17 protein-coding genes, 1 tRNA gene and 1 pseudogene are annotated in these 23,699 nt (G+C 41.7%); 9 read left to right on the top strand and 10 right to left on the bottom strand.

Translation table 11 applies throughout. The features are described from left to right. Position 1 precedes the first annotated feature (1 nt). The gene (locus K6V21_RS19440) at positions 2-346 is read left to right on the top strand and encodes a hypothetical protein (RefSeq protein ID WP_408912901.1); all 345 of its coding nucleotides are present in this window, start codon (positions 2-4) and stop codon (positions 344-346) included. Here the strand turns inward: K6V21_RS19440 and K6V21_RS19435 are convergent. Continuing rightward, the gene (locus K6V21_RS19435; RefSeq protein WP_007214118.1) at positions 297-1,058 is read right to left on the bottom strand and encodes a TrmH family RNA methyltransferase; all 762 of its coding nucleotides are present in this window, start codon (positions 1,056-1,058) and stop codon (positions 297-299) included. The two genes, K6V21_RS19440 and K6V21_RS19435, sit on opposite strands and share 50 nt — an antisense overlap. Before the next feature lie 145 nt (positions 1,059-1,203). Here K6V21_RS19435 and K6V21_RS19430 point away from each other — a divergent pair, with 145 nt between their 5' ends. Continuing rightward, entirely contained in the window at positions 1,204-3,507 is a 2,304-nt protein-coding gene (locus K6V21_RS19430; RefSeq protein WP_217714006.1) for a BamA/TamA family outer membrane protein, read from the top strand. Positions 3,508-3,582: 75 nt separating this feature from the next. On the opposite strand, the gene K6V21_RS19425 is transcribed toward K6V21_RS19430, so the two are convergent. The 3 genes from K6V21_RS19425 to K6V21_RS19415 form a co-directional block, all read right to left on the bottom strand. Next, positions 3,583-4,137 (bottom strand): DUF3332 domain-containing protein, encoded by a 555-nt coding sequence (locus tag K6V21_RS19425; protein WP_007218478.1) that lies wholly within the window; start codon positions 4,135-4,137, stop codon positions 3,583-3,585. Positions 4,138-4,276: 139 nt separating this feature from the next. Beyond that, positions 4,277-4,711, bottom strand: coding sequence for a DoxX family protein (locus tag K6V21_RS19420; RefSeq protein ID WP_007218479.1), 435 nt, complete (start codon positions 4,709-4,711; stop codon positions 4,277-4,279). A gap of 48 nt (positions 4,712-4,759) precedes the next feature. After that, complete coding sequence (locus K6V21_RS19415) at positions 4,760-6,052, bottom strand: NAD(P)/FAD-dependent oxidoreductase (RefSeq protein ID WP_224319589.1); 1,293 nt, start codon at positions 6,050-6,052, stop codon at positions 4,760-4,762. A gap of 180 nt (positions 6,053-6,232) precedes the next feature. Between K6V21_RS19415 and K6V21_RS19410 the strand changes: the two genes are divergently transcribed. Together K6V21_RS19410 and K6V21_RS19405 are read left to right on the top strand one after the other, a co-directional pair. Beyond that, complete coding sequence (locus K6V21_RS19410) at positions 6,233-7,420, top strand: BamA/TamA family outer membrane protein (protein ID WP_224319588.1); 1,188 nt, start codon at positions 6,233-6,235, stop codon at positions 7,418-7,420. After that, positions 7,407-9,113, top strand: coding sequence for a phosphoethanolamine transferase (locus tag K6V21_RS19405; protein ID WP_224319587.1), 1,707 nt, complete (start codon positions 7,407-7,409; stop codon positions 9,111-9,113). The genes K6V21_RS19410 and K6V21_RS19405 overlap by 14 nt, the downstream gene beginning before the upstream one ends. A gap of 56 nt (positions 9,114-9,169) precedes the next feature. Here K6V21_RS19405 and K6V21_RS19400 read toward each other — a convergent pair whose 3' ends face one another. From K6V21_RS19400 to K6V21_RS19385, 4 genes are all read right to left on the bottom strand, one after another. Next, on the bottom strand, positions 9,170-10,393 hold the full coding sequence (locus tag K6V21_RS19400; RefSeq protein WP_217714010.1) for an MFS transporter: 1,224 nt from the start codon (positions 10,391-10,393) through the stop codon (positions 9,170-9,172). A gap of 69 nt (positions 10,394-10,462) precedes the next feature. Further along, a tRNA-Lys gene (locus K6V21_RS19395) sits at positions 10,463-10,535 on the bottom strand. 92 nt (positions 10,536-10,627) lie between these two features. Further along, entirely contained in the window at positions 10,628-11,431 is an 804-nt protein-coding gene (locus K6V21_RS19390) for an MBL fold metallo-hydrolase (RefSeq protein ID WP_007214127.1), read from the bottom strand. Between the two features lie 76 nt (positions 11,432-11,507). Beyond that, positions 11,508-12,896: an MFS transporter gene (locus tag K6V21_RS19385; RefSeq protein ID WP_149920027.1), complete on the bottom strand. Its 1,389-nt coding sequence runs from the start codon at positions 12,894-12,896 to the stop codon at positions 11,508-11,510. 159 nt (positions 12,897-13,055) lie between these two features. Between K6V21_RS19385 and K6V21_RS19380 the strand changes: the two genes are divergently transcribed. Then, positions 13,056-13,469, top strand: a complete 414-nt coding sequence (locus K6V21_RS19380) for a BT0820 family HAD-type phosphatase (RefSeq protein ID WP_224319586.1) — start codon at positions 13,056-13,058, stop codon at positions 13,467-13,469. Positions 13,470-13,576: 107 nt separating this feature from the next. Here the strand turns inward: K6V21_RS19380 and uxaC are convergent, their stop codons facing one another. Beyond that, positions 13,577-14,983, bottom strand: coding sequence for a glucuronate isomerase (uxaC, locus tag K6V21_RS19375; protein WP_217714011.1), 1,407 nt, complete (start codon positions 14,981-14,983; stop codon positions 13,577-13,579). 237 nt (positions 14,984-15,220) lie between these two features. Here uxaC and K6V21_RS19370 point away from each other — a divergent pair, with 237 nt between their 5' ends. Both K6V21_RS19370 and K6V21_RS19365 read left to right on the top strand, forming a co-directional pair. Continuing rightward, a complete protein-coding gene (locus K6V21_RS19370; RefSeq protein WP_224319585.1) occupies positions 15,221-16,282 on the top strand; it encodes a substrate-binding domain-containing protein in 1,062 nt (353 codons plus the stop codon). Positions 16,283-16,321: 39 nt separating this feature from the next. Next, positions 16,322-17,761: a tagaturonate reductase gene (locus K6V21_RS19365; RefSeq protein WP_007214136.1), complete on the top strand. Its 1,440-nt coding sequence runs from the start codon at positions 16,322-16,324 to the stop codon at positions 17,759-17,761. Positions 17,762-17,825: 64 nt separating this feature from the next. On the opposite strand, the pseudogene K6V21_RS19360 reads toward K6V21_RS19365, so the two are convergent. Continuing rightward, positions 17,826-18,077, bottom strand: a pseudogene (locus K6V21_RS19360) (AAA family ATPase); the annotation flags it as partial. A gap of 282 nt (positions 18,078-18,359) precedes the next feature. Between K6V21_RS19360 and K6V21_RS19355 the strand changes: the two are divergent. Both K6V21_RS19355 and K6V21_RS19350 read left to right on the top strand, forming a co-directional pair. Continuing rightward, complete coding sequence (locus K6V21_RS19355; protein ID WP_224319584.1) at positions 18,360-22,325, top strand: response regulator; 3,966 nt, start codon at positions 18,360-18,362, stop codon at positions 22,323-22,325. Positions 22,326-22,576: 251 nt separating this feature from the next. Continuing rightward, on the top strand, positions 22,577-23,656 hold the full coding sequence (locus K6V21_RS19350) for a hypothetical protein (protein ID WP_224319583.1): 1,080 nt from the start codon (positions 22,577-22,579) through the stop codon (positions 23,654-23,656). The last annotated feature ends 43 nt before the right edge of the window (positions 23,657-23,699 follow it).

Here is a 23,699-nt window from a genome sequence, read left to right as displayed (position 1 = left end):
GATCAAACGATTCGCTTCACATTTTATTTTTCTGCCCGGATATGGTTATCTCAAACAATATGTGGTAGGGGTGGAAGAAGGACGAGTCGTGTCCGTCTTTCCTTTGACAGAAGAGATTGAAGGAGTGGAATGGTTTCCCGGAGTCATTGCTTTATTGGATAATAAAGAAGATATTTCCAAAGGGTACTCCGGTATATTTCAGAAATCAAATGAAGTATTAGAGGAACTTCCGGAAGTTTTCTGCCAAGAAACGTTTCCTTCCGGAATAAGTGCTTATCTATTTTATCCTTTCGATTTTACAACGATGCAGCCTGCCGGCGGAACTCGGCACAGACCACTGCGGTAGCAATTGCCACATTCAGTGACTCGGACGTTTCCCTCTCTGCGGGATAATTGGGAATATAAAGTTTGCGGTTAATGAGTTGCTCCACTTCTTTCCCGATTCCGTTGCCTTCATTACCCATCACAATCAATCCGTTGGATGATAATTTCTGTGTGTACATATTTTCTCCATCGAGGAAAGTGCCGTAAACAGGTATATCCTTCAGGCTTTGAATGAGGTCGGGCAGGGGAGTATAGTGCAGTTTCACACGGGCAATGCCTCCCATGGTGGCTTGAACCGTCTTTGGATTATATACATCTACGGTATTCGGGGAACAGAAGATATGCTCTATTCCAAACCAGTCTGCCAGGCGAATGATAGTGCCCAGATTTCCCGGATCTTGTACGTCGTCCAGCGCCAGACAAAGCGAATGGCTGATGACGGAAGCATCCGTTTCATATTCCGGCTGCTCGAATACGGCAAGTACTTGCTGGGGAGTTTTCAATAAGCTGGCACGGGAAAGGTCTTCATCGGACACTTCCGAAACATCTTCTACCGGAAGTTTGGGATGTTGCGATAACCATTCGGGCGTAGCCGCCAGAAAGCGGCAGGGAAAATGTCCTAACAAATCGCCTACCAGTTTAGGCCCCTCTGCCAGAAAGACTTTTTCTGTTTTACGATTCTTCTTCAGCTCCAACGAGTGGATATATTTGATGCGGTTTTTGCTCAGTGCCATAGCTTAAATGTTATCGTTTGGCAAAAGTACGTGATTATTTCTATATAATCAAAAAACGGAACACACTTCATCCGGTTTTTTATTTCGGAAAAGAAAAAATAGATTTATATTTGTAGTCAATTATGCGCAATTTATTAATTCTGGTATGAAGAAAGGCTTCCACTACGCACTACTTACTGCTGCCATACTTACATTAGCTTCCTGCTCGACCACCAAATATGTGCCGGATGGTTCATACTTGCTGGATGAAGTGCGCATACATACTGATAATAAAAATGTGAAGCCTTCTAATTTGTCCATATATGTGCGGCAAAATCCGAACTCCAAATGGTTTAGTCTGATTAAAACCCAGTTGTATGTTTACAACTGGTCGGGACGTGATTCTACCCGTTGGGTGAACCGGGCTTTACGCAGGCTGGGAGATGCCCCTGTTATCTATAGTAAGGAAGAAACTGAACGTTCACGGGAGGAAATGACGAAAGCCGTTCAGAATATGGGGTACATGGGTGCTACCGTAGAGTACATTCCCAAAATCAAGAAGAAAAAGGTAAAACTGGCTTATAAAGTAAACACCGGAGAGCCGTATATTGTCCGTAGCCTGAAATATGATGTTCAGGATGAAAAAATCCGGGAATATATGCAGAAAGATTCTGCATCGACCTATTTATCCGAAGGTATGTACTTCAATGCCAACATACTGGACAGTGAACGTCAACGGATCACGGGCAACCTGCTTCGCAACGGTTATTATAAATTCAACAAAGATTATATTTCTTATACGGCAGATACGGTACGTGGCACTTATCAGGTGGATCTGACCTTGCATCTGGCACGATATAGACAGCATTCCGGTGCTGAATTGCAGGATCATCCACAGTATACGATTAATAAAGTGAATTTCATTGCGGACTATGACGTCCTGCAATCTTCAGCTCTCAGTAGTGTGGAAATCAATGATTCGATACACTATAAAGGATTTCCCATATATTATAAGGATAAATTGTACCTGCGTCCTAAAGTATTGACTGATAATCTGCGGATAACTCCGGGAGATCTTTACAACGAACAGGATGTGCAGCGCACTTACTCCAACTTCGGACGTCTGCCGGTATTGAAATATACCAATGTACGTTTCTTCGAAACACAGGTAAGTGATAGCGCAAAGCTGAATGCCTATGTTATGCTGACGAAGAACAAACATCAGTCTGTATCTTTCGAACTGGAGGGAACGAACTCTGCGGGTGATTTGGGTGCCGCGGCATCTGTATCTTTTCAGAATCGCAATGTATTCAGAGGTTCCGAAACTTTCCTGGTTAAGCTTCGCGGAGCTTACGAAGCTGTTTCCGGTTTAGGGTATAAGAATGACAACTATACGGAACTTGGTGTGGAAACCAGTATAAACTTTCCCCGCTTCATGTTTCCGTTCATATCCAATGACTTCAAGCGGAGGATAAGGGCAACCACGGAATTCGGGCTGCAATATAATTATCAGATGCGTCCCGAGTTTACACGCATCGTTGCATCCGGTTCATGGAGTTATAAATGGGGTTTGCAGCGACAGCGTTCGCAGCATCGTATAGACTTGCTGGACATCAACTATTTGTATATGCCGTGGATAGAACCCGAGTTTAAAAACAATTTCCTGAACGATGAGAAGAACTATCTGCTGGAGTATAACTATAAAGACCGTTTGATTGTCCGTACCGGGTACAGCTATATCTATAACAGCGCAGGACAAGCATTGATGAACAATGCAGTGATTGGTAATTCTTATAGTATACGTTTCAACTTTGAGTCTGCGGGAAATCTCTTGTATGTGCTTTCTAAAATGAGCAATTTAAAGAAAAATGATCAGGATGAATACACTATCTTGAATATTCCGTATGCACAATATATAAAGGGCGACCTGGACTTTGCCAAAAATATCGTCATCGATAACCGTAACTCCATTGCATTTCATATTGGGGGAGGTATTGCCATTCCTTACGGAAACGCACGGATGATTCCTTTCGAGAAACGTTATTTTTCGGGTGGAGCAAACAGTGTACGCGGATGGTCGGTACGTAGTCTCGGTCCCGGTACTTTCTCCGATGAAAAAGGTAACTTCATGAACCAATCGGGTGACATCAAGCTGGATGCCAGTATAGAATACCGCACACGTTTATTCTGGAAGTTCAGAGGTGCTTTGTTTGTAGATGCGGGAAATATTTGGACGATTCGCGAATATCAGGATCAGCCGGGGGGTAAATTCAAGTTCGACCAGTTTTATAAGCAAATAGCCGTAGCTTACGGTGTGGGATTACGTCTGGATCTGGATTTCTTTGTACTTCGCTTTGATGGTGGTATGAAGGCTATTAACCCTGAAAAGGGAAAGGATCGTTATCCCATTCTGCGTCCTGACTTCGGACGTGACTTTGCTTTCCATTTTGCAGTAGGTTACCCATTCTAAAAAAATCGGGAGGGGTATAAAAAGCAACGGGCGAATGATTGCTCATCCGCCCGCATATTCAAGCTTTTTTCTTAATTAGCGTGCAGCGTAATAAGTGTTGATCATCGTTGCCTGACGAGCAGCTGCTACGCCTTGTGCATCCAATGTCACATTCATTGCTTCACCATTCGGCAGATACATCTGTGCAGTACCGTCACCGTTCATTTGCAGCAATTCAGTGCTAACACCTTCTGCAACCACATTCCAAGTGTTCAATTCTTTGTCGTAAACCAGCTCCATAGCAGTGGTTTCACCTTCTTTTGTGATAGAGTAACCGTTCTCCAATGTTTTTACGAGATAGTTTCCGTTTTCACCTTTCACTTTCTTCACATCACCCACGTTAGCCATCGGATTGGAACCGCTCCAAAATTCAATGGAGTTGATTACCAACGCATCTGCCAGATAGCAAACAGGATATACGGGGATAATGTTGCAAGCCAGATAAACAAGCTCATTAACAAACTTTGTACCGATACTTTGGTTCCAATTCACCAATTTACTGTGCAGGCCGAAAGAACCGATACAAGAACTGAAAAGAAATGCGCCACAAATCATCACGGTTGCAGCCAAATTCAAATTACTCTTTTTCATAATTACTTTCTTTTGTTTTACTGAGTTTATTGATTTAACTCTTTGCTCTTTTTCTTCGGGCAAATATAAGTGCTTTTTGTGAAAAATACACTTAAATAAGAGACAAAAACAAATTTTCAGTTAAACAGCCCCGGTAAAATTAAGGCTTTTTGGGAGTCAAAGCCTTACCCAGCCAGTGGTCTACGGCAAACTTTCCGGGACCGATAATATACATCAGTACGTATACCACCAGATATATGAAAGCCAGTTCTTTGACCGCAAACGGATCGTTTCCATGAATGACAAAGAATGCCATTCCCATTGTAAATATCATCGGCAGCATTGCCAGACGGTAAAGGAAACCAATGATAAATGCCATAGAACAAGCCAATTCACCGAATATGGCTAATCCCAGGGAAAGAGGACTGCCCACACCCAGCGGGTCGGGAAATACAGCGGATAACTCTTGATAATTAGACCACTTTTCGATGCCGTGATTCATTAATAACACACCAAATATAATTCTCACTATTAATAATATAGCAGACGTTGCTGCTCCATCCGGTTTAGACGGGAATAAAAATTTGTAAAGCATAGTCGTTCGTTTTAAACATTTATATTTAATATAACGAAAAATAAGGCATTATGGTTTATCTCTGCGCAAAGGTTTTATAATTACCCTCAAAGAAGGATCGTATGTAAAGTAACTCCACATCCAGTCTACGAAGATAAACAGACGGTTCTTTACACCGACAATACTCATTAAGTGGATGAATAACCATACTGCCCACGCGGGGAAACCACCGAAACGAAGGTTTTTCAGTTCCACCACTGCGTGATTACGTCCTATGGTAGCCATGGAGCCTTTGTTGTGATAAACAAACGGTTGCATTTCAAGTCCCCGTTCCTTTCTATCCAGATTCTGGATCAGATTATGGGCTTGCTGAATGGCTGGTTGAACTACTTGCGGATGCCCTTTCGGGTATTCCTTGGAAATCATAAGTGCAGTGTCACCGATAGCAAAAATATTGTCATAACCCTGAACACAGTTGTAGAGATTGACAAGGAGGCGGTTACCGGGGCCATAGGCTTCCTTCGCAAGGCCCTCTATGCTGTTGGCGCGTACACCTGCAACCCAAAAGACGTTCATCGTTTCCAAGGTACTGTTATCACTCAGAGTCATCGTTCCATTCTCATAATTTGTAACCTGCACACTGGTTATGATCTCCACATCACGTTTTAATAAGTAATTTGCCACTTCTTCCGAAGATTTTTCAGAGAAAGCGGAGAGCAGACGGGGAGCACCATCCACAAGAATAATGCGCATCAGGTTCATATCAAGATCGGGATAGTCTTGCGGAAGCACAAATTTCTTCATTTCTGCCAATGCGCCGGAAAGTTCTATACCCGTAGCACCGCCACCTACGATGACAAATGTCATGAGACGTTTCCTTGTCTCCAGATTGCTGGTATTCTGTGCTTTTTCAAAGCTTTCCAGAATCTGGTTGCGATTAAACAGAGCTTCTGCAGTGTTCTTCAGGGCCATCGTCCGTTGAGACAGCCCATCGTTACCAAAATAGTTGGTACGACATCCGGTAGAGACAACCAGATAATCGTATGAAAGAGCTCCGATGGAAGTCTCCAGAATATTATCTTCGGGAATTACCCGTTGCGCCTCACAAATACGTATATGGAAATGTTTTCTCTTTTTAAATATCTTGCGGTAAGGAAAAGAAATTGCACTCGGTTCAATACCGGCGGTTGCTACCTGATAGAGTAGGGGTTGGAAAATATGATGATTATTCTTGTCCAATAACACTATCTGGAATTTATCACTTTTCAATTTGCGTGCCAACTTCAATCCACCGAAGCCACCACCCACAATCACAAGTCGTTTTCGTCCCTCTTTATCGGGAATATCCATTTTTGTTTTCATAATGAAGTTCGTTATTCGTTCTAAAAGAATAACGTTAAAATGGGAATAAAGTTCTGAAATTCTTATTTCTTCCCCCTTTTTTCTTAATGGAAGAAGTTTGAACAAAACACTTCACAAAATTGTTGTTATATGATTAAAATAAAACTAAATTTGCCGACGTAGTTTTCTACAGGTATAATCATGGACGCTAAACTAACGAAATGGGTACTACCGGTGCTGTTATTGATAATAGCCACCGATATATGGGCACAAGGCCCCACAGGAACAGATGTTTCAGTCGACTCTTCTGTATCCGTAATTGACACTTTGCCACAAAAGAAAAGTTTCTTCAAGAAATTCCTGGACTATTTTAATGATGCCAACAAAGAGAAAAAAAACAGGAAGTTTGACTTCAGTGTTATCGGAGGGCCTCATTATTCCAGTGATACCAAGTTCGGCATCGGCCTGGTAGCCGCCGGATTATATCGTACAGACCTGAATGATACCATCCTTCCGCCATCTAATGTATCTTTATACGGTGATGTATCTACGGTAGGTTTCTATTTGTTGGGAGTACGTGGAAATCATCTCTTTCCACAAGACAGATACCGTCTGAATTACAATCTTTATTTCTATTCGTTCCCCAGCCTGTATTGGGGAAAAGGATATGAAAACGGTTCTAATGACGATAATGAAAGTGATTACGACCGCTTCCAGGCCCAAGTAAAGGTAGACTTCATGACTCGTGTAGCGCGGAACTTCTATATCGGTCCGATGGCTGTCTTTGATTATGTCTACGGCCACGATTTTGAAAAGCCCGAACTGTGGGAAGGAATGAAAGCCCGGACTACCAATATAAGCCTCGGATTCTCATTACTCTATGATTCACGGGATTTCCTCACAAATGCCTATAGTGGCTATTACCTGAGAATAGATCAACGATTCAGTCCCGCATTCCTCGGTAATAAATATGCTTTCAGCAGCACAGAACTGACTACCAGCTATTATCATCCTGTGTGGAAAGGGGGAGTATTGGCTGGACAATTCCATACGTTGCTGAATTACGGTAATCCGCCTTGGGGATTGATGGCAACATTGGGAAGTTCTTATTCCATGCGTGGTTATTACGAAGGGCGTTACCGTGATAAATGTGCCATGGATGCGCAGATAGAGCTTCGTCAGCACGTCTGGAGGCGAAATGGCGTAGCTGTATGGGCAGGAGCGGGAACCGTGTTTCCAAAATTCTCCGGCTTCGAAGTTAAACATATCCTCCCTAATTATGGTTTTGGTTATCGGTGGGAGTTCAAAAAGAGAGTAAACGTAAGGTTAGATTTAGGGTTTGGAAAAGGCCAGACCGGATTTATATTCAACATCAATGAAGCTTTTTAAAAACATAAAGAAGTGGTTGGAAAATCAGGAGCATTTGTTCTATCTGTTTCTGTTGATCCTGATAGCACCCAATATCATCCTCTGTTTTACAGAGCCGATGCCTGTGGTGGCAAAAGTGTGTAATGTACTGTTGCCATTTGCTTTCTATTATCTATTGATGACTTTGTCGAGAAACTGTGGAAAGATGTTCTGGATACTTTTCTTATTCATCTTCTTCGGAGCTTTCCAGATAGTACTGCTTTATCTCTTCGGACAGTCTATTATAGCTGTGGATATGTTCCTGAACCTGGTAACCACTAATTCAAGTGAAGCTATGGAGTTGCTGGATAATCTTGTTCCGGCATTAGTGAGTGTGATTATTCTTTATATACCGGCATTGATTCTGGCGGCAATCTCCATTATAAAGAAGCGGAAATTATCTCCGGAATTTATCCGTCGGGAACGGAAAAAGGCATGGATTGCCTTACTCATCGGCTTTATCTCATTGGGCGCCGCTTATGGACTCGATAAACGTTACGAGCTGAAGTCGGATTTGTATCCGGCCAACGTGTGTTACAATGTAGCACTCGCATTCCAGCGTAATGCCCAAACAAGGACGTATCACCGCACATCAGAGAACTTTACTTTTAACGCCCAACCTTCCCATCCGGAAGACAGGCGCGAAATTTATATTATGGTAGTGGGCGAGACATCCCGCGCCCAGAACTGGAGTCTTTACGACTATGATCGGGATACGAACCCTGAACTTTCTAAAATAGAAGGAGTGACTTCTTTCTGCCATGTTCTGACGGAATCGAATACTACGCACAAGAGTGTACCCATGCTGCTTTCTCCCGTTTCTGCACAGAATTTCGATTCCATTTATTATCGGAAAAGCATCATTACCGTTTTCAAAGAAGCCGGTTTCCAGACAGCCTTCTTCTCAAACCAGCGGTATAATCATTCTTTCATCGACTTCTTCGGAATGGAAGCGGATACTTATGATTTTATCAAAGAAGATTCGCAGGATTCCCAATACAATCCTTCGGATGACGAACTGTTAATGTTGGTAGAAAAAGAACTTGAGAAAGGAAATCGGAAACAGTTCATTGTATTGCATACCTATGGATCCCACTTCAATTACCGGGAACGTTATCCGGAAACTGCTGCTTTCTTCTTACCGGATTTCCCCGTAGATGCAGAAGTGAAATACAAAGATAACTTGATGAATGCCTACGACAATTCCATTCGGTATACGGATAATTTCCTGGCACGTATCATCCACTTATTGGAGCTGCAGCAAGTAGATGCCAGTATGCTTTATACGTCCGACCATGGGGAAGATATCTTCGACGATGGCCGACACCTGTTTCTTCATGCATCCCCCGTTCCGTCCTACTATCAGCTACACGTACCTTTCCTGCTGTGGACATCCGACAGTTATAGGGAAGAGTATCCCGGGATAGAGAAAGCTGCTTCGATGAACCGACAGAAAAATATATCTTCCAGCATTTCTTTCTTCCAGACCATGATGGAACTGGCCGGAATAGAAACTCCGTATCGCAATGACAGTCTATCTGTCACCAGCCCTCTCTATACAGAGAAATCGAGGGTTTATCTGAACGATCATAATGAACCGCGTCCACTGGATGATATAGGAATGAGAAAAGAAGACTTTGAGATGCTGAAAAAAAGAGGTATAGACGCGCAATAATACTATAAATGAAATGCCCCCAAAAGTTAGATATAAAACTTTTGGGGGCATTTCATTTACTTTTTCTTCCTGATCTCCTCTTTCTCCAGATTTCTAACAGAAGGAATACACATCATCAGAATTGCAGTCAGCACAATGGCAAAACCACAGTATATAAATATGTTGCCTATTCCCAAAGAGTCGGCTACAAAGCTTGTGACAAGCAAACCGATGATAGAAGGGAACAAACTTATACTGTCGAAAAGCGAGAATACACGTCCCAGATAAATCGGTTTGAACTGCGTCTGCAATAGAGCGGTAAAGGGACCGGATAAAAATGGCACGATAAGCCCTTGTACCACCGTCAGTATGGCAAAAAAGACATACCCATTGCCGGGCAACATACCACATATAGCCAATGCCAGACCAAGTACCGCATAAGAGAACGCAATCATCAGTATCTTCCTAATCTTAGGATTCCAAATCCCCAATAAAGCCCCTCCAGCCAACATACCCGCCCCGAAAAGTGTTTCTATCAAACTAATCTGATAAGCTGTTCCGGAGAAAGTATGCAAAGTCATCAGCGGCATCAGGGCGACTATCGGCAACACAAAGAAAGTAATCAGGATTTCTGTAACCATCACCCAACTAACTCCTCGGTTGCGCATAATCACATGGAAACCGTCGCGCATATCGTTCAATACACTCTTAGCTGAGATATTTTCCTTCTTCGGATTCGGAATGTAAACAAACAGTAGGGAAGTGCAGGCAATGATTGCGCCTGCCACATCCAATAACATGACTACACTCATATCGAATGCCAGAAGCAGAACCGCTCCCAACGCAGGGCCACCAATATTACAAATAGACTGGATAGCCTGGTTAATTCCCGCAATACGGGTCAGTTCCTTTTCCGGAGCCAGCAATGGAATAGATGATTTCATTGCCGGTGAATGGAACGAACCACCAATGGAACGAAGCGCCAATAATATATAGATGTGCCACAATTCCACTACATCCAAGTAAAATAACAAAGCGATGACACCGGAACAGAGTGCAACGAAACTATCTGCACCTATCATAGTCCATTTCCGGTTCCAGCGATCCACATATACGCCTGCAAATGCCCCTAACAAGGCTTGCGGCAACAAGGCGGCGATCATGGCAAAGGACAAAACTTCCGCAGAACCCGTTTTGAGACTAATCCATAAGACGATAGAGAACTGAGCGATGGAACTACTTAATATAGAAAATAGTTGCCCGCTCCATATTATGATAAATTTTTTCTTCCAATTATTCATGATGAGAGTGAAACAAGGTGAGATTAAAAAAGGTTCTGAAACTCAATTGTTTTCAGAACCTTATCTTCGTACACCCTCAGGGACTCGAACCCTGGACCCATTGATTAAGAGTCAATTGCTCTACCAGCTGAGCTAAGAGTGCATCGTTTTTCTTATTTGCGGGTGCAAAAGTAGTCCTTTTATCTTATTCATCCAAGCAAAATAAAATCTTTTTTTCGATGAAAGCGGCTTTTTTTAATCAAACTCATACAGGTCGGAGGGAGTGCTACGCTTTAAAGCGCAGAGTTGCACATCTTTACCTACCAATATACCTTTACTCTTTAATTTCCATTCCACCGTCTTGTAAGCAAGTTCCGGATGATTATTGTCTTTGCTCAAATGACAAAGCCAGATATATTTCAGATCTTCCGTGATATTTTCAGCCAGGAACTCGGCAGTTGCAATATTGCTCATGTGTCCCGTACGGCTGGTGATGCGCTCCTTTAAATACTGCGGATATGTACCCATACGCAACATTTCATCATCATAGTTAGCTTCCAGTATCAGATAATTCGCTTTACGGATAAACTTGGCAGCAGTAGGGGTGATTTCACCAAGGTCGGTAAGGAACGAGAATACTTTTCCGTCGATTTCAATGCAATAACCCACATTGTCCGTACCGTCGTGGGGAACTTCGAAAGACTCAATGTGAAAATCTTCCAGTACCATCGGTTCTTCTTTCTCCAGATAATGGACGGAAGAGTGGAGCTTCTCCGTCATGCAATAACTTTTATTGATTCCTTCGTGGATACGTGCAGTTGTGTAGACAGGGATGTGCAGTTTCTCACCCAGTCCGCCTACAGCTTTGATATGGTCTGCGTGGTCGTGTGTAACGAATACCGCGCGTATCGTCTCCATGCCGACACCCACCTCCTTCAATGATTTCTTAATAGTACGTACCGCTATACCAGCGTCAATAAGTATTCCGTATTTTTCAGTGCCTATATAATAGCAGTTGCCACTACTTCCGCTCGCAAGGCTTATAAATTTTACTTTCATTATGTTCTCCTCAATTTAGAAAAAGCCGCCACTTTTATGGCAAAGTGACGGCAAATATACATAAAAAATGAGATATTCAGACCTTGGCTTTCTTCTTTTTGTCGATGGATTGGGTGATTTTGGCAAATACTAACAGTGCCAGTGCAGATATCAGACCGATAGCGGCGAAATAGTACCAGATATAATGCGCATTTGCGCTGGCAGCCTCCCATGCTTCACGAGTCTCAAAGAGGACAGGATCGGGACAGTATTTTGTCAACAATACTCCGGCGATACCAAAACCGAAGATGGAAGAGAGGAAGGAATGAAGATGGCTAAATCCAAGATACATACCTTCTTCACCCTTAGGTGCTTGCAGGGAGAAGTACTCCAGATAACGCGGTGAAATAAAACATTCTGCCAAAGCCTGTATCACGATACCGGCTATCATCATTAATGTGATATTGCTCATTCCGCTTATCACGTCATTTCCAAGCAGGTTACCGCATGCCATCAGCAGAGCCGAGAATGGGATAAGGAACATACCGATATTCATGGAAGTAATGGCCGAACGTTTCGCCATCAAACGCGTCACGAAACTAACGCAGCAAACCACTACAAACGGGTTTACATTGGCTATCCAACCCGGCTTGGCAGTTTCGCCCGCCATACGGATTACATATTTAGGCATCGTAGCGTATAACTGTTGCTGCACCATCCAGAATCCCGTAATAATCAGGATAAGAATCAGCAGACGCCAGTTCGTAATGATGCGCAGGAAGCCCTGACCGATTTCACGCATACTTTTTCCTTCACCTGCCGTATGGGTAGATTTATAGAGCAGAACAACGGAAAGCAATGCCAATATGGTCATCGTAGCAGAGAAATAGTTGATATAGATATACGCCTGATCTCCAATAACATTCCGCAACGGGTCAATCACTGTTTTTCCGGTAAATGCACCAATATTCACCATCATATAAAAGATGGAATAACCGCGTGCACGGTTTGCCTCCGTAGTTTCTTTTGCCACCGAAGCCGAAATGATAGATTTGATAAACGATCCGCCCACCATGATAACAAACAGCACAGGAACGATCATCCAGCGACTATCGCTATCCGGCAGTCCGGTGAAACGGGTTGCTTTACCATATTCCACCAAACCGGCAGCTTCCAGCAGGGTAGGGAGAATTCCTAAACCCAGATATCCGACAGACAGCAGCGAAAAAGCAACAATCATGGATTTCCGGAAACCTATTTTATCGGCATAGGCACCCGTGAAGATAGGCAAAAGATAAAGACCACCGGAAAATAAACCGGAAATCATACTCGCTTCAAGGTCGTTGAAGCCTAAAATAGAAGAAAGATAAATGGTGAGAACGATAAAAACGGCATAATACGCCATACGTTCGAACAGTTCGACCGTGTTGCTTACCCAAAAGGCTTTAGTGAACCCTTTAGATACATTTTTGGGTGATTGAGTCATCCTAATATTATGTTGTTAGTGAAAAATTAAGCGCAAAAATACATTTTTATGAAATTATATGCAAATTTCTTTCATATTTGCCTATTGTAAAAGTGAGAGAACGCTTTGTTTTTTCAATAAGATTCGTATCTTTGTTCTGTAATTTTTCAACATAAAACTATGACAATAGCAGTTGATTTCGACGGAACTATAGTAGAACATTGCTATCCCCGTATCGGTAAAGAAATTCCTTTTGCAACAGACACTTTAAAACTGTTGCAGCAAGATCAGCACAGGCTCATCTTATGGAGTGTGCGCGAAGGTGAGCTTCTGGAAGAAGCCGTTGCCTGGTGCAAAGAAAGAGGAGTGGAATTCTATGCTGTCAATCGTGATTATCCCGAAGAGAAACAGCAGGACTGTGGATTCTCCCGTAAACTGAAAGTTGATCTTTTCATTGATGACCGTAACCTGGGCGGACTGCCCGATTGGGGACTTATCTATCAAATGATTAAAGAACATAAAACGTTCCGGGATATCTATACGCAAGGTAATATCCCCGCGGATCAGGACAAAAAGAAGAAGTGGTGGTTTTAAAAAAGAGTCTCTGCTATACATATAGATAAAAAAAGAGTGCATCAATTAAACTTGATGCACTCTTTGCTATGGATAAAGTGGAATGGAGCCCCATTCCGATAATTACCTTAGAACTTGAAGAAATTCTTTGCGTTATAGTAGCTGATATCTTCAATCATCTGGTTCACGCGGTCCATTTCAGAAGCCGGAATTTCACCATTTTCAATATCACGGCCAACAAGATTACACAATGTACGGCGGAAATATTCATGACGCGGATAGGAGAGGAATGAACGGGAGTCCGTCAACATACCTACGAAACGGCTCAACAGACCCAGTACGGAAAGAGCGTTCATCTGTTTCTCCATACCATCTTTCTGATCGAGGAACCACCAGCCGGAACCAAACTGTATCTTACCCGGAATCGTACCATCCTGGAAGTTGCCCAACATAGTGGCAATAACTTCATTAGCGCACGGATTGAGGTTATAAAGAATAGTCTTCGTCAACTTGCCTTTGGAATTCAAGCGGTCGAGGAATTTAGACATTGCCTTAGCAGTAGTAAATTCACCGATAGAATCGAAACCGGTATCAGCACCGAGCAACTTGAACATCTTACTGTTATTGTTACGGATAGCGCCATAGTGGAATTGTTGTGTCCAGCCTTTTTCCCAGTCCATTTCACCGAAGATAACCAGCATAGCTGATTTGAATTTCAGGATTTCTTCCTTGGTCAGTTCCGTTCCACCATATACCTTATTAAATATAGCTTTGATTTCAGCATCTGTATAGTCTTCTGCATAGAATTCTTCAATACCGTGGTCGGACAATTTACAGCCTTGTTCAGCAAAGAAGTCATGACGCTTGCGCAAGGCAGCTATCATATCATCGAAATTAGAGATAGCAACACCGCTTACTTCAGCCAGTTTCTCAACGTATGCACGGAAGTCAGCAGGAACTTCTACAGCCATTGCCTTATCAGGACGCCATGTCGGCAACATCTTGATTTCAAAACCACTTTCGCGTGTTTGAATATGATATTCCAGAGAATCAATAGGATCATCCGTAGTACAAACAGCTTCCACATGATAACGGCGCATCATGCCACGAGCAGAGTATTCCGGTTGAGCCAGCTTCTCATTACACTCGTCATAAATCTCACGGGCAGTCTTCGGGCTCAGGATCTTATCGATACCAAACGCTGTCTTCAACTCCAGGTGTGTCCAGTGATACAAAGGATTACGGAAAGTATAAGGAACGGTTTCAGCCCACTTCTCAAATTTTTCCCAGTCGGAAGTATCCTTACCTGTGCAGAAACGTTCGTCTACACCATTGGTACGCATAGCACGCCATTTGTAATGGTCGCCGCCCAACCAGATTTCAGTCAATGACTTAAACTGATAGTCGTCTGCTACCATTTTAGGGATTAAGTGACAGTGATAATCGATGATCGGCATCTTGGCCGCATGTTCATGATACAACTTCTGTGCGGTTTCTGTCTGCAACAGGAAGTTTTCATCCATAAATTTTTTCATTCTACTGTGTTTTTAGTATATAAAAATATTACTTTCTCTTTTCTATACCTATATAGTATTGATTGTAAAGCTAATAGGCAAGATATTGGTTTTTGCTTTTATTAACCGTTATCGAACACAAAAGTAGAAAATTTACTTGGAGAAACAAAATAATTCGTATCTTTGCCGCAAATATTTATAATATTTAAGTTTTAGACATTGAACCTTTAGTGCCTTAAAACGAATGAGACAAAGAATATGGAAAACAAGAACTACACCATTAAAGACATTGCCCGCATGGCGGGTGTTTCTGCCGGAACTGTGGACCGCGTGTTGCACAATCGGGGAGATGTTTCTGCTGCCAGCAGGGAGAAGGTTCAAAAAGTGCTTGATGAGATAGACTATCATCCTAATATGTTTGCCATTGGTCTGGCAGCCAAGAAGCGCTACCGTGTCCTGTGTATTATACCTTATTATGTGGAACATGACTATTGGCATTCCGTTGCAGAAGGCATCAACCGTGCCGCACAAGAGTTGCGTCCTTTTAATGTAAGCGTGGACTTTTTGTGCTACCATCATGCCGACCGGCTTTCTTATGAAAAAGTCTGCGCAAAACTCCGCAAAGAAATAGTGGATGCCGTATTGATCGCCCCCAATTTCCGTGAAGAGACAATGTCGCTGACATCTTATCTGGAAGGGAAAAAGATACCTTACGCATTTGTCGACTTTAATATAGAAGACACCCATGCACTCTGCTACATCGGCCAAGACTCCCAAACAAGCGGGTATATGGCTGCTAAAATTCTGATGCGCAAGTACAAGGAAGGACAGGAGCTAATACTATTTCTTAATAATAAAAAGAATAATCCGGCAGAAATACAGATGCAACGACGCATGGATGGTTTCATGAATTTTATTGCACAGGAACATGAAAATCTGGTGGTTCATGATGTAGTACTGAATAAAGAAGATGATGAAGCTAACCGCCGGACACTGGAAGATTTTTTTGCCGCACATCCCAAGGCAGTATTAGGAGCCGTTTTTAACTCACGTGTCTACCAGGTGGCAGGATATCTACAGGAAACAGGACACCATTTGGCAGGATTGGTTGGATACGACCTTCTGCCCAAGAACGTGGAGTACCTGAAATCCGGCGAAGTAAATTATCTCATCGGGCAACGCCCGGGACTGCAAGGATACTGCGGTGTAAAAGCTCTGTGCGACCATGTCGTATTTAAACGTCCGGTGACCGGTGTAAAGTATATGCCTATCGACATCCTGATGAAAGAAAACATCAATTTCTATTTTGAATTTGAATAAACATCATAATATCAATCACTTTAAAAACGATTTTTAAGCATGAAAGCATTAAACAAACAAACCGCTCCCAAGGCTCAGCGCCCGGAACGTATCATTCAATTCGGTGAAGGAAACTTCTTACGTGCATTTATCGACTGGATTATTTATAACATGAACGAAAAAACTGATTTCAATAGCAGTGTTGTAGTAGTTCAACCCATCGACAAAGGTATGGTAGACATGCTGAATGCACAGGATGACCTTTATCACGTAAACCTGCAAGGCTTGGACAAAGGAGAAACTGTCAATAGTCTGACAATGATCGACGTTATCAGCCGTGCACTGAATCCTTACACTCAGAACAATGAATTCATGAAGTTGGCCGAGCAACCGGAAATGCGTTTTGTAATCTCCAACACTACGGAAGCCGGTATCGCTTTCGATCCCTCCTGCAAACTGACTGACGCTCCGGCTTCTTCTTATCCGGGCAAACTGACTCAACTGTTGTATCATCGTTTCAAGACATTCAACGGTGACAAGAGCAAAGGTCTGATTATTTTCCCTTGCGAACTCATCTTTCTGAACGGACACAAACTGAAAGAAACCATCTACCAATATATCGAATTATGGCAATTGGGCGATGAATTCAAGACTTGGTTTGAAGAAGCTTGTGGCGTATACGCTACGCTTGTTGACCGCATTGTTCCGGGATTCCCACGCAAGGATATTGCAGCAATTAAGGAAAAATTACAGTATGATGATAATTTGGTGGTACAGGCTGAAATCTTCCACCTTTGGGTCATCGAAGCACCGCAGGAGATTGCCAAAGAATTCCCTGCTGACAAGGCTGGTTTGAATGTATTGTTCGTTCCTTCTGAAGCACCGTATCACGAAAGAAAAGTAACGTTGCTGAATGGCCCTCACACTGTTCTTTCTCCGGTAGCTTACTTGTCGGGCGTAAACATTGTGCGTGATGCTTGTCAACATCCGGTTATTGGTCAGTACATCAATAAAGTAATGTTCGATGAATTGATGGAAACATTGAACTTGCCGAAAGATGAGCTGAAGAAGTTTGCGGAAGATGTATTGGAACGTTTCAACAATCCGTTTGTTGACCATGCCGTTACCAGCATTATGCTGAACTCTTTCCCGAAATATGAAACTCGTGACCTGCCCGGCTTGAAGACTTATCTGCAACGCAAAGGTGAATTGCCTAAGGGGCTGGTTCTCGGTTTGGCCGCTATCATTACTTATTATAAAGGTGGCGTTCGTGAAGACGGTGCTGAGATCACCCCGAACGACGCTCCGGAAATCATGCAATTGCTGAAAGACCTGTGGGCAACAGGTGATACCCAGAAAGTAACCGAAGGTGTACTTGCTGCAACTTCTATCTGGGGCGAAGATTTGAATAATATCCCGGGACTTACCGCTGCTGTGAAGGCTGATCTGGATTCTATCCAGGAAAAAGGTATGCTGGAAACAGTAAAGGGTATCCTTTAATTAATCTATAAGTATCGTAAAGAAGGGTGGAGCAGTGGCTTCACCCTTTTTCTATCTTCCACGCCCCGATGGCACTCTTTACTTCGGTGTCCACATATTGTCCCATCAGGCGGAACAAAAGGTAGAAAATGGTCTGATAGTGCTTTTCGGTTTTGTTCTCCAAATCATTAGGTATAGAAGCGAAAAAGGAACGGGTGCGCTCCAGACAACTTTCAATATCGCCTTTGCGTACTTCTCCGTTGGGGTATGCCAACCGATATATCTGGAAATCAGGATCATAGCCTTTGATAGTAAGATAACCACTTTGATAAGTTACAGCGAAGATAATACTTATTCTTCGAATTCACACATTTATACGAACCAAGATAATCGATTAACGCAAAAACGTAGTATTCCTCAATATATACCAAGCTCTGGTTTTGTTTTTTTCTCTGAAAAGCACAACTTTTGCCTGCAAAAAATGATTATTATACATTTTCGAACATGTATATAGACAAAAGTGAAAAGATGCTTTTATTATAATACGCTATCTTTGCTTCACTATAATATGTGAAATCTGATATAATAAAACCTTTTAAGATTATACAAAGTAACTTATATGAAAACTACTGCCCATTTCTGTCTCCACTTGTCTATACTTTTGGTCTGGCTATTGCAAATCAGCCAAATTAGAGCCAATAATTATTACTTTGAGCAGATTGCTCTTAAGGAAGGTTTATCTACTACTGTTAATTGCATATATGCAGAGAAAAATAGTTTTGTATGGATTGGTACACCCACAGGATTGGGACGATTTGACGGACATGAATTGAAAAAATATGCCCATTCTCCGGAGAATCCCAATTCATTGCCGCATAATAATATCCTTCATGTGGCGGAAGACAGTTTACATAATCTTTGGGTACTAACAGAAAAGGGCGCAGTACGCTACAGGCGCCGGAGTGATGATTTTTCTCTCTTGAGGGATCAATATGGCCACATCGTTATGGCCAACACTGCATGCCGAACTGAACAGGGAATACTTTTAGGTGGAAGAAACAAGATTTATCAATATAATTACGGAGATGACACCATCAGGCTCCTGCATGATTTCAGTAACATAGGCCTGTTTGCTATTTCCTATATCAATTTCTGGGATAAGGAAACCCTGTTATGCTGCAGCCGTTGGCAAGGCATCATATTGTTGAATCTCCGGACCGGGGAAGTAAAATCTCCTCCTTTTAATTATGGAAAAGATATCCGGGAAGTTTTGCTTGATTCTAAAGGAAGAATCTGGCTCGCACCTTATAATGACGGTATCCGGTGTCTTGCACATGATGGTACCTTATTGGCTTCATATGTTACAGGAAACTCAAAATTGAATAACAATGTAGTACTTTGCATGATTGAAAAAGATTCTCATATCTGGATTGGAACGGATGGTGGCGGAATTAATATATTAAATCCTGAAACCCATGAAATTTCCATATTAAAACATGTGCCCGGAGACAAATATTCGTTCACCTGCAATTCTATTCTGAGTCTTTACAATGATGCAAACAATAACATATGGGCGGGCAGTACTCGTAATGGACTTATCGGTATCAAGGAAGTGTCAATGAAAACATATACTGAAGTTCCTCTCAGTGATTGTAAAGGACTGAGTGATAATACAGTCTTGTGTCTTTATAGAGGTCCTTCCGAGGATGAAATCTGGATTGGGACAGATGGAGGTGGTATTAACAAGCTTAACCCTTCAACGGAAAAATTTACACATTATTCCAATACGACTGGAAAGAAAGTCGCTTCTATCAGCGGGTTTACATCTTCTGAACTGTTATTGTCTGTTTTTTCAAAAGGATTATATACATTCTCAAAGAAAACCGGTAAAATCAATCCCTTGAAAATTCATGATGAGTACATAAACCGAATGCTCTTTTATAGTGGAAAAACAATTAACGTTTATCAATACGAACCGGAAACAGTTCTGTTATTAGGAGACCGGATATACCAATATACGATTGCAACTGGTAATACCAGAGTTGTAACAGAAGAGGAAGGAATCGAGATTATCGGCACTCTGGTGCCTGTCTCACATGATGCTCGTGCCACTTACTTGTTTGATGCCCAAAGTATATATTCACTTGATAAGCAATATAATAAATTGGAATGTATATATACAATAAAGAAAGATACATTTATAAACTGCGTCTCCAGAGATGAACATGGAATATTTTGGATTGGCACAAACCATGGTCTCAGGTATTATGATGCGGCGAAGCAATCCATTCAGCTTATTCCTACACCTTTGTTTACAAATGTACGGTCTGTAATAAATGATAATCATGGTAAAGTCTGGGTTGCTGTTAATGAAATGCTTTTTGCATGGCTGATTAATGAGAAAGAATTTATGCTTTTCGGCAAATCAGATGGAGTACTGCCAAATGAATATATGGCAAAGTCCAAATTGATTTCCGCTTCAGGAAATATATATTTGGGAGGAGAGAAAGGACTGCTTTATATAGATAAAAATCTTCCCATAGAGAGAACTGTTGCTCCTCAGATACAACTTACAGATATTCTCATTGCCGGAGAATCTGTTAACGAACAATTAAAGGATAACCCGGTAAGTATATCCGTACCCTGGAACAGCAAAGCTATTAGTATACGGATTATGTCCTGTGAGGCAGATCTTTTCCGGCAAAAAATTTACCGCTACCAAATTTCCGGACTAAACGAACAATGCATTGATTCGTATACTCCGGAAATACTTATCCGTTCATTACCATCCGGAACATACCGGATACTGGTCTCATGCAGCATGAGGAACGGGGGATGGACTCCCTTACAACAGGTTTTGGAATTGACGGTTTTACCCCCTTGGTACAAAACTTGGTGGTGCATTCTTTGTTATGTCCTGATCATATTGGGAATTATAATCTGGACTTTCATCATCATTTTACGCCATAAAGAGAACAAACTAAAGTGGGCAATGAAGGAGCATGAGAAAGAAATATATGAAGAAAAAGTACGTTTTCTCATTAATATCAGTCATGAACTCCGCACTCCATTAACATTGATACATGCGCCACTGAACCGTATCCTGCGCTCCCTACCTTCCGATAGCGCAAATTATCCGGCCTTGAAGGGCATCTACAAGCAGTCACAACGGATGAAAGGCTTGCTCAACATGGTACTTGATTTGCGTAAAATGGAGGTTGGGATCAATACGGTTCAGTTTCACCCCCTACTATTGAATAATTGGATACAAAGCATTGCAACAGATTTCATTGGTGAAGGAGATGCCAGAAATGTACACTTTTTATGCCGATTCGACGAACGAGTTAAAACAGTTTGTCTTGACAAAGGTAAGTGTGAGATAATCTTGACTAATTTATTGATAAATGCTCTGAAACATAGCCCCGAAAACTCCAAAATCATTATTCAAACAGAATTGTTGCCTGCCACCGCATCTGTCCGTATTTCAGTTATAGATCAGGGATGCGGGCTAAAACAGGCAGATCCGCAGAAGCTGTTCACGCGATTTTATCAGGGAACAGGAGAACGTACAGGAACAGGAATCGGCTTATCCTATTCCAGAATTTTGGTAGAATTACATGGAGGAAAGATCTCTGCTAAAGATAATGAAGATGGCGGAGCCACATTTTTCTTTGAACTTCCACTTAAGCAAATCTCATCCGAAGAATCATATAAACCTAGACCCTACCTGAACGAACTGATATCCGATATGGCTGAAGAAAAAGCCGTTAATAGTGTGAGTATCAAGCTGAATAAATACTCACTATTAGTAGTTGATGACAATAAGGAACTGATAGATTTTATCAAAAGCGCTTTCTGCAAGAGTTTCAATCAGATATTTACTGCCCCTGACGGAGAGAAAGCCTTGGAAATAGTTCGTAAGCACCAACCCGACATTGTCATAAGCGATGTAATGATGCCGCGAATGAATGGCTATGAGCTATGCAGGCAAATAAAAGAAGATATCAGTATCAGCCATATTCCTGTTATTCTTCTGACAGCCCGCAATGATGATGCAAGCCGGTTGCAGGGATACAAAACGGGAGCAGATGCCTATTTGGTTAAACCGTTTGAAGAAGAAATATTATTGGAAGTGATCCGTGGACGTTTACGTAACAGGGAACAGATGAAAGCACGATATTTGAACAGAGGATTGCTTCCGCCACCCGAAGAAGTGACATTTAGCCAGATAGATGAAGCTTTCCTGCTTAAAACAAATGAATTGATAACCGAACACCTGGGGAATCCCGATTTAGACATAAGTTTCCTGTGTAAGGAGTTATGCATGAGCCGTGCCACTTTTTATAATAAGCTAAAAGCCATCACCGACATGGGAGGAAATGACTATATTAATAAATTCCGTTTAGAAAGAGTTATATATTTGATAACCAACACGAATATGAATTTTACGGAAATTTCAGAAAAGGCCGGTTTTTCTTCTTCCCGCTATTTCAGCACTATGTTTAAGCGGTATACCGGGAAAACACCATCCCAATATAAAGAAGAACATCGAAAGTCTATGGAAACAGAACAGGATAATGAATAAATGAGTCTTTATTCTTCGCACAATGCACAAAAAGAGAATTTTCCTGAGAATTTAATAAGGAGGTTTGTTCACTTTTGTCTGCCTAAGTTTCATCTTTTGTCTAATCAGTCGTTTTCTTTTTCTGTTTCAAACAAATTCAAAAACTGCAAAATCATTATTAAACATCCGGTAATGTGCAATATCGTATGTTTGCAAGCAGAAAACGGAGGTTAAGATTGCCTCCCAATATTAATTTTAAACTCTTTAATATTATGAAAAGAAAACTACTCTTTTCCACAGCTATGTTAGTAGTAGCTGCCAGTGCTATGGCACAAAACGACATTACTCCTTCACGTTATGATTTTGCCAATCAACCGGAAGGACAATACGTTATTGATGGTTGTAATAATGGTTGGGGACCGGGAAATCTCGATGCTGCTAAAGAATCGAAAGTTGGGTATGTAAATGCTACCGGAGGTGCATTTTGGGATAGTAAAAATACGGATGCATTTAAGAATTTACAGGCCGGTTTGCAGATTCTTGATTTAACGGCCGAAGGTATTGGAAAAGTATTATGCTTTAAAGGTGTTAACTGTGATGATGCAGTCTTTTCAAAAGGCACCAAAGCCACAGGTTCTATTCCTGCTTGGACTCAACTTGCATTTTATTCTGATCCGGAAAAAACCCCGACAGGCGGAGAAGATGCTGCCGCTCCGTTCATCCGTGTTTCCATTACTTATAAAGCTTGGGAAGCTGAGCCGGATCCGGATCCTAATAGTGGCATAATTTCAAAATTAGAAATTAAAGCAGTTGGACCTAATTCTGTATTAAACTCTTTTAGTGGAATTCTTTCATTTGACATGATGGTGAAAGATGTGGAGACAGAAGAAATGTATGAATTGAATGAAGGTTGGCAAAAGGTGGAATATGACTTCCAGGTGGGTACGCCCGATGGAAATCCATTTGCATTTACTATCGGGTTTAATGGCGCAAAATTTGATACGGGCGCTCTTCTTATTAAAGAAATAAAATTCACGTCCCCGACAGACGGCGCATATGCTAAAGGTAACGCTGCAAACTTCATGAAATATTTAACTCTGGAAAACGGTCAGATTGTAACCGGAATCAACACTCCGACATTTGAAGGTAACAAGGTACGTTGCAACATTTCAAACAACCTCCTGACAATTTCAAATTTAGAATCCGGTGATAAAGTAGAAGTATATTCGATTTTAGGAACATTGATTTCATCTCAGAAAGCTACTTCTGATGTGCTTGCATTGCCTTTGAATGGTAAAGGCGTTTTTATAGTAAAGACTAAGACTACCACAACAAAAGTAGTGAATAATTAATCTTTAGGTATTGGTTGAAGGATATGTTTTCTCAAAATAAGAA

The organism is Bacteroides cellulosilyticus (assembly GCF_020091405.1).
Classification (GTDB): Bacteria; Bacteroidota; Bacteroidia; order Bacteroidales; family Bacteroidaceae; genus Bacteroides.
The sequence above is the reverse complement of the archived record's forward strand: the minus strand, read 5'-3'. Positions and strand labels throughout refer to the sequence as shown.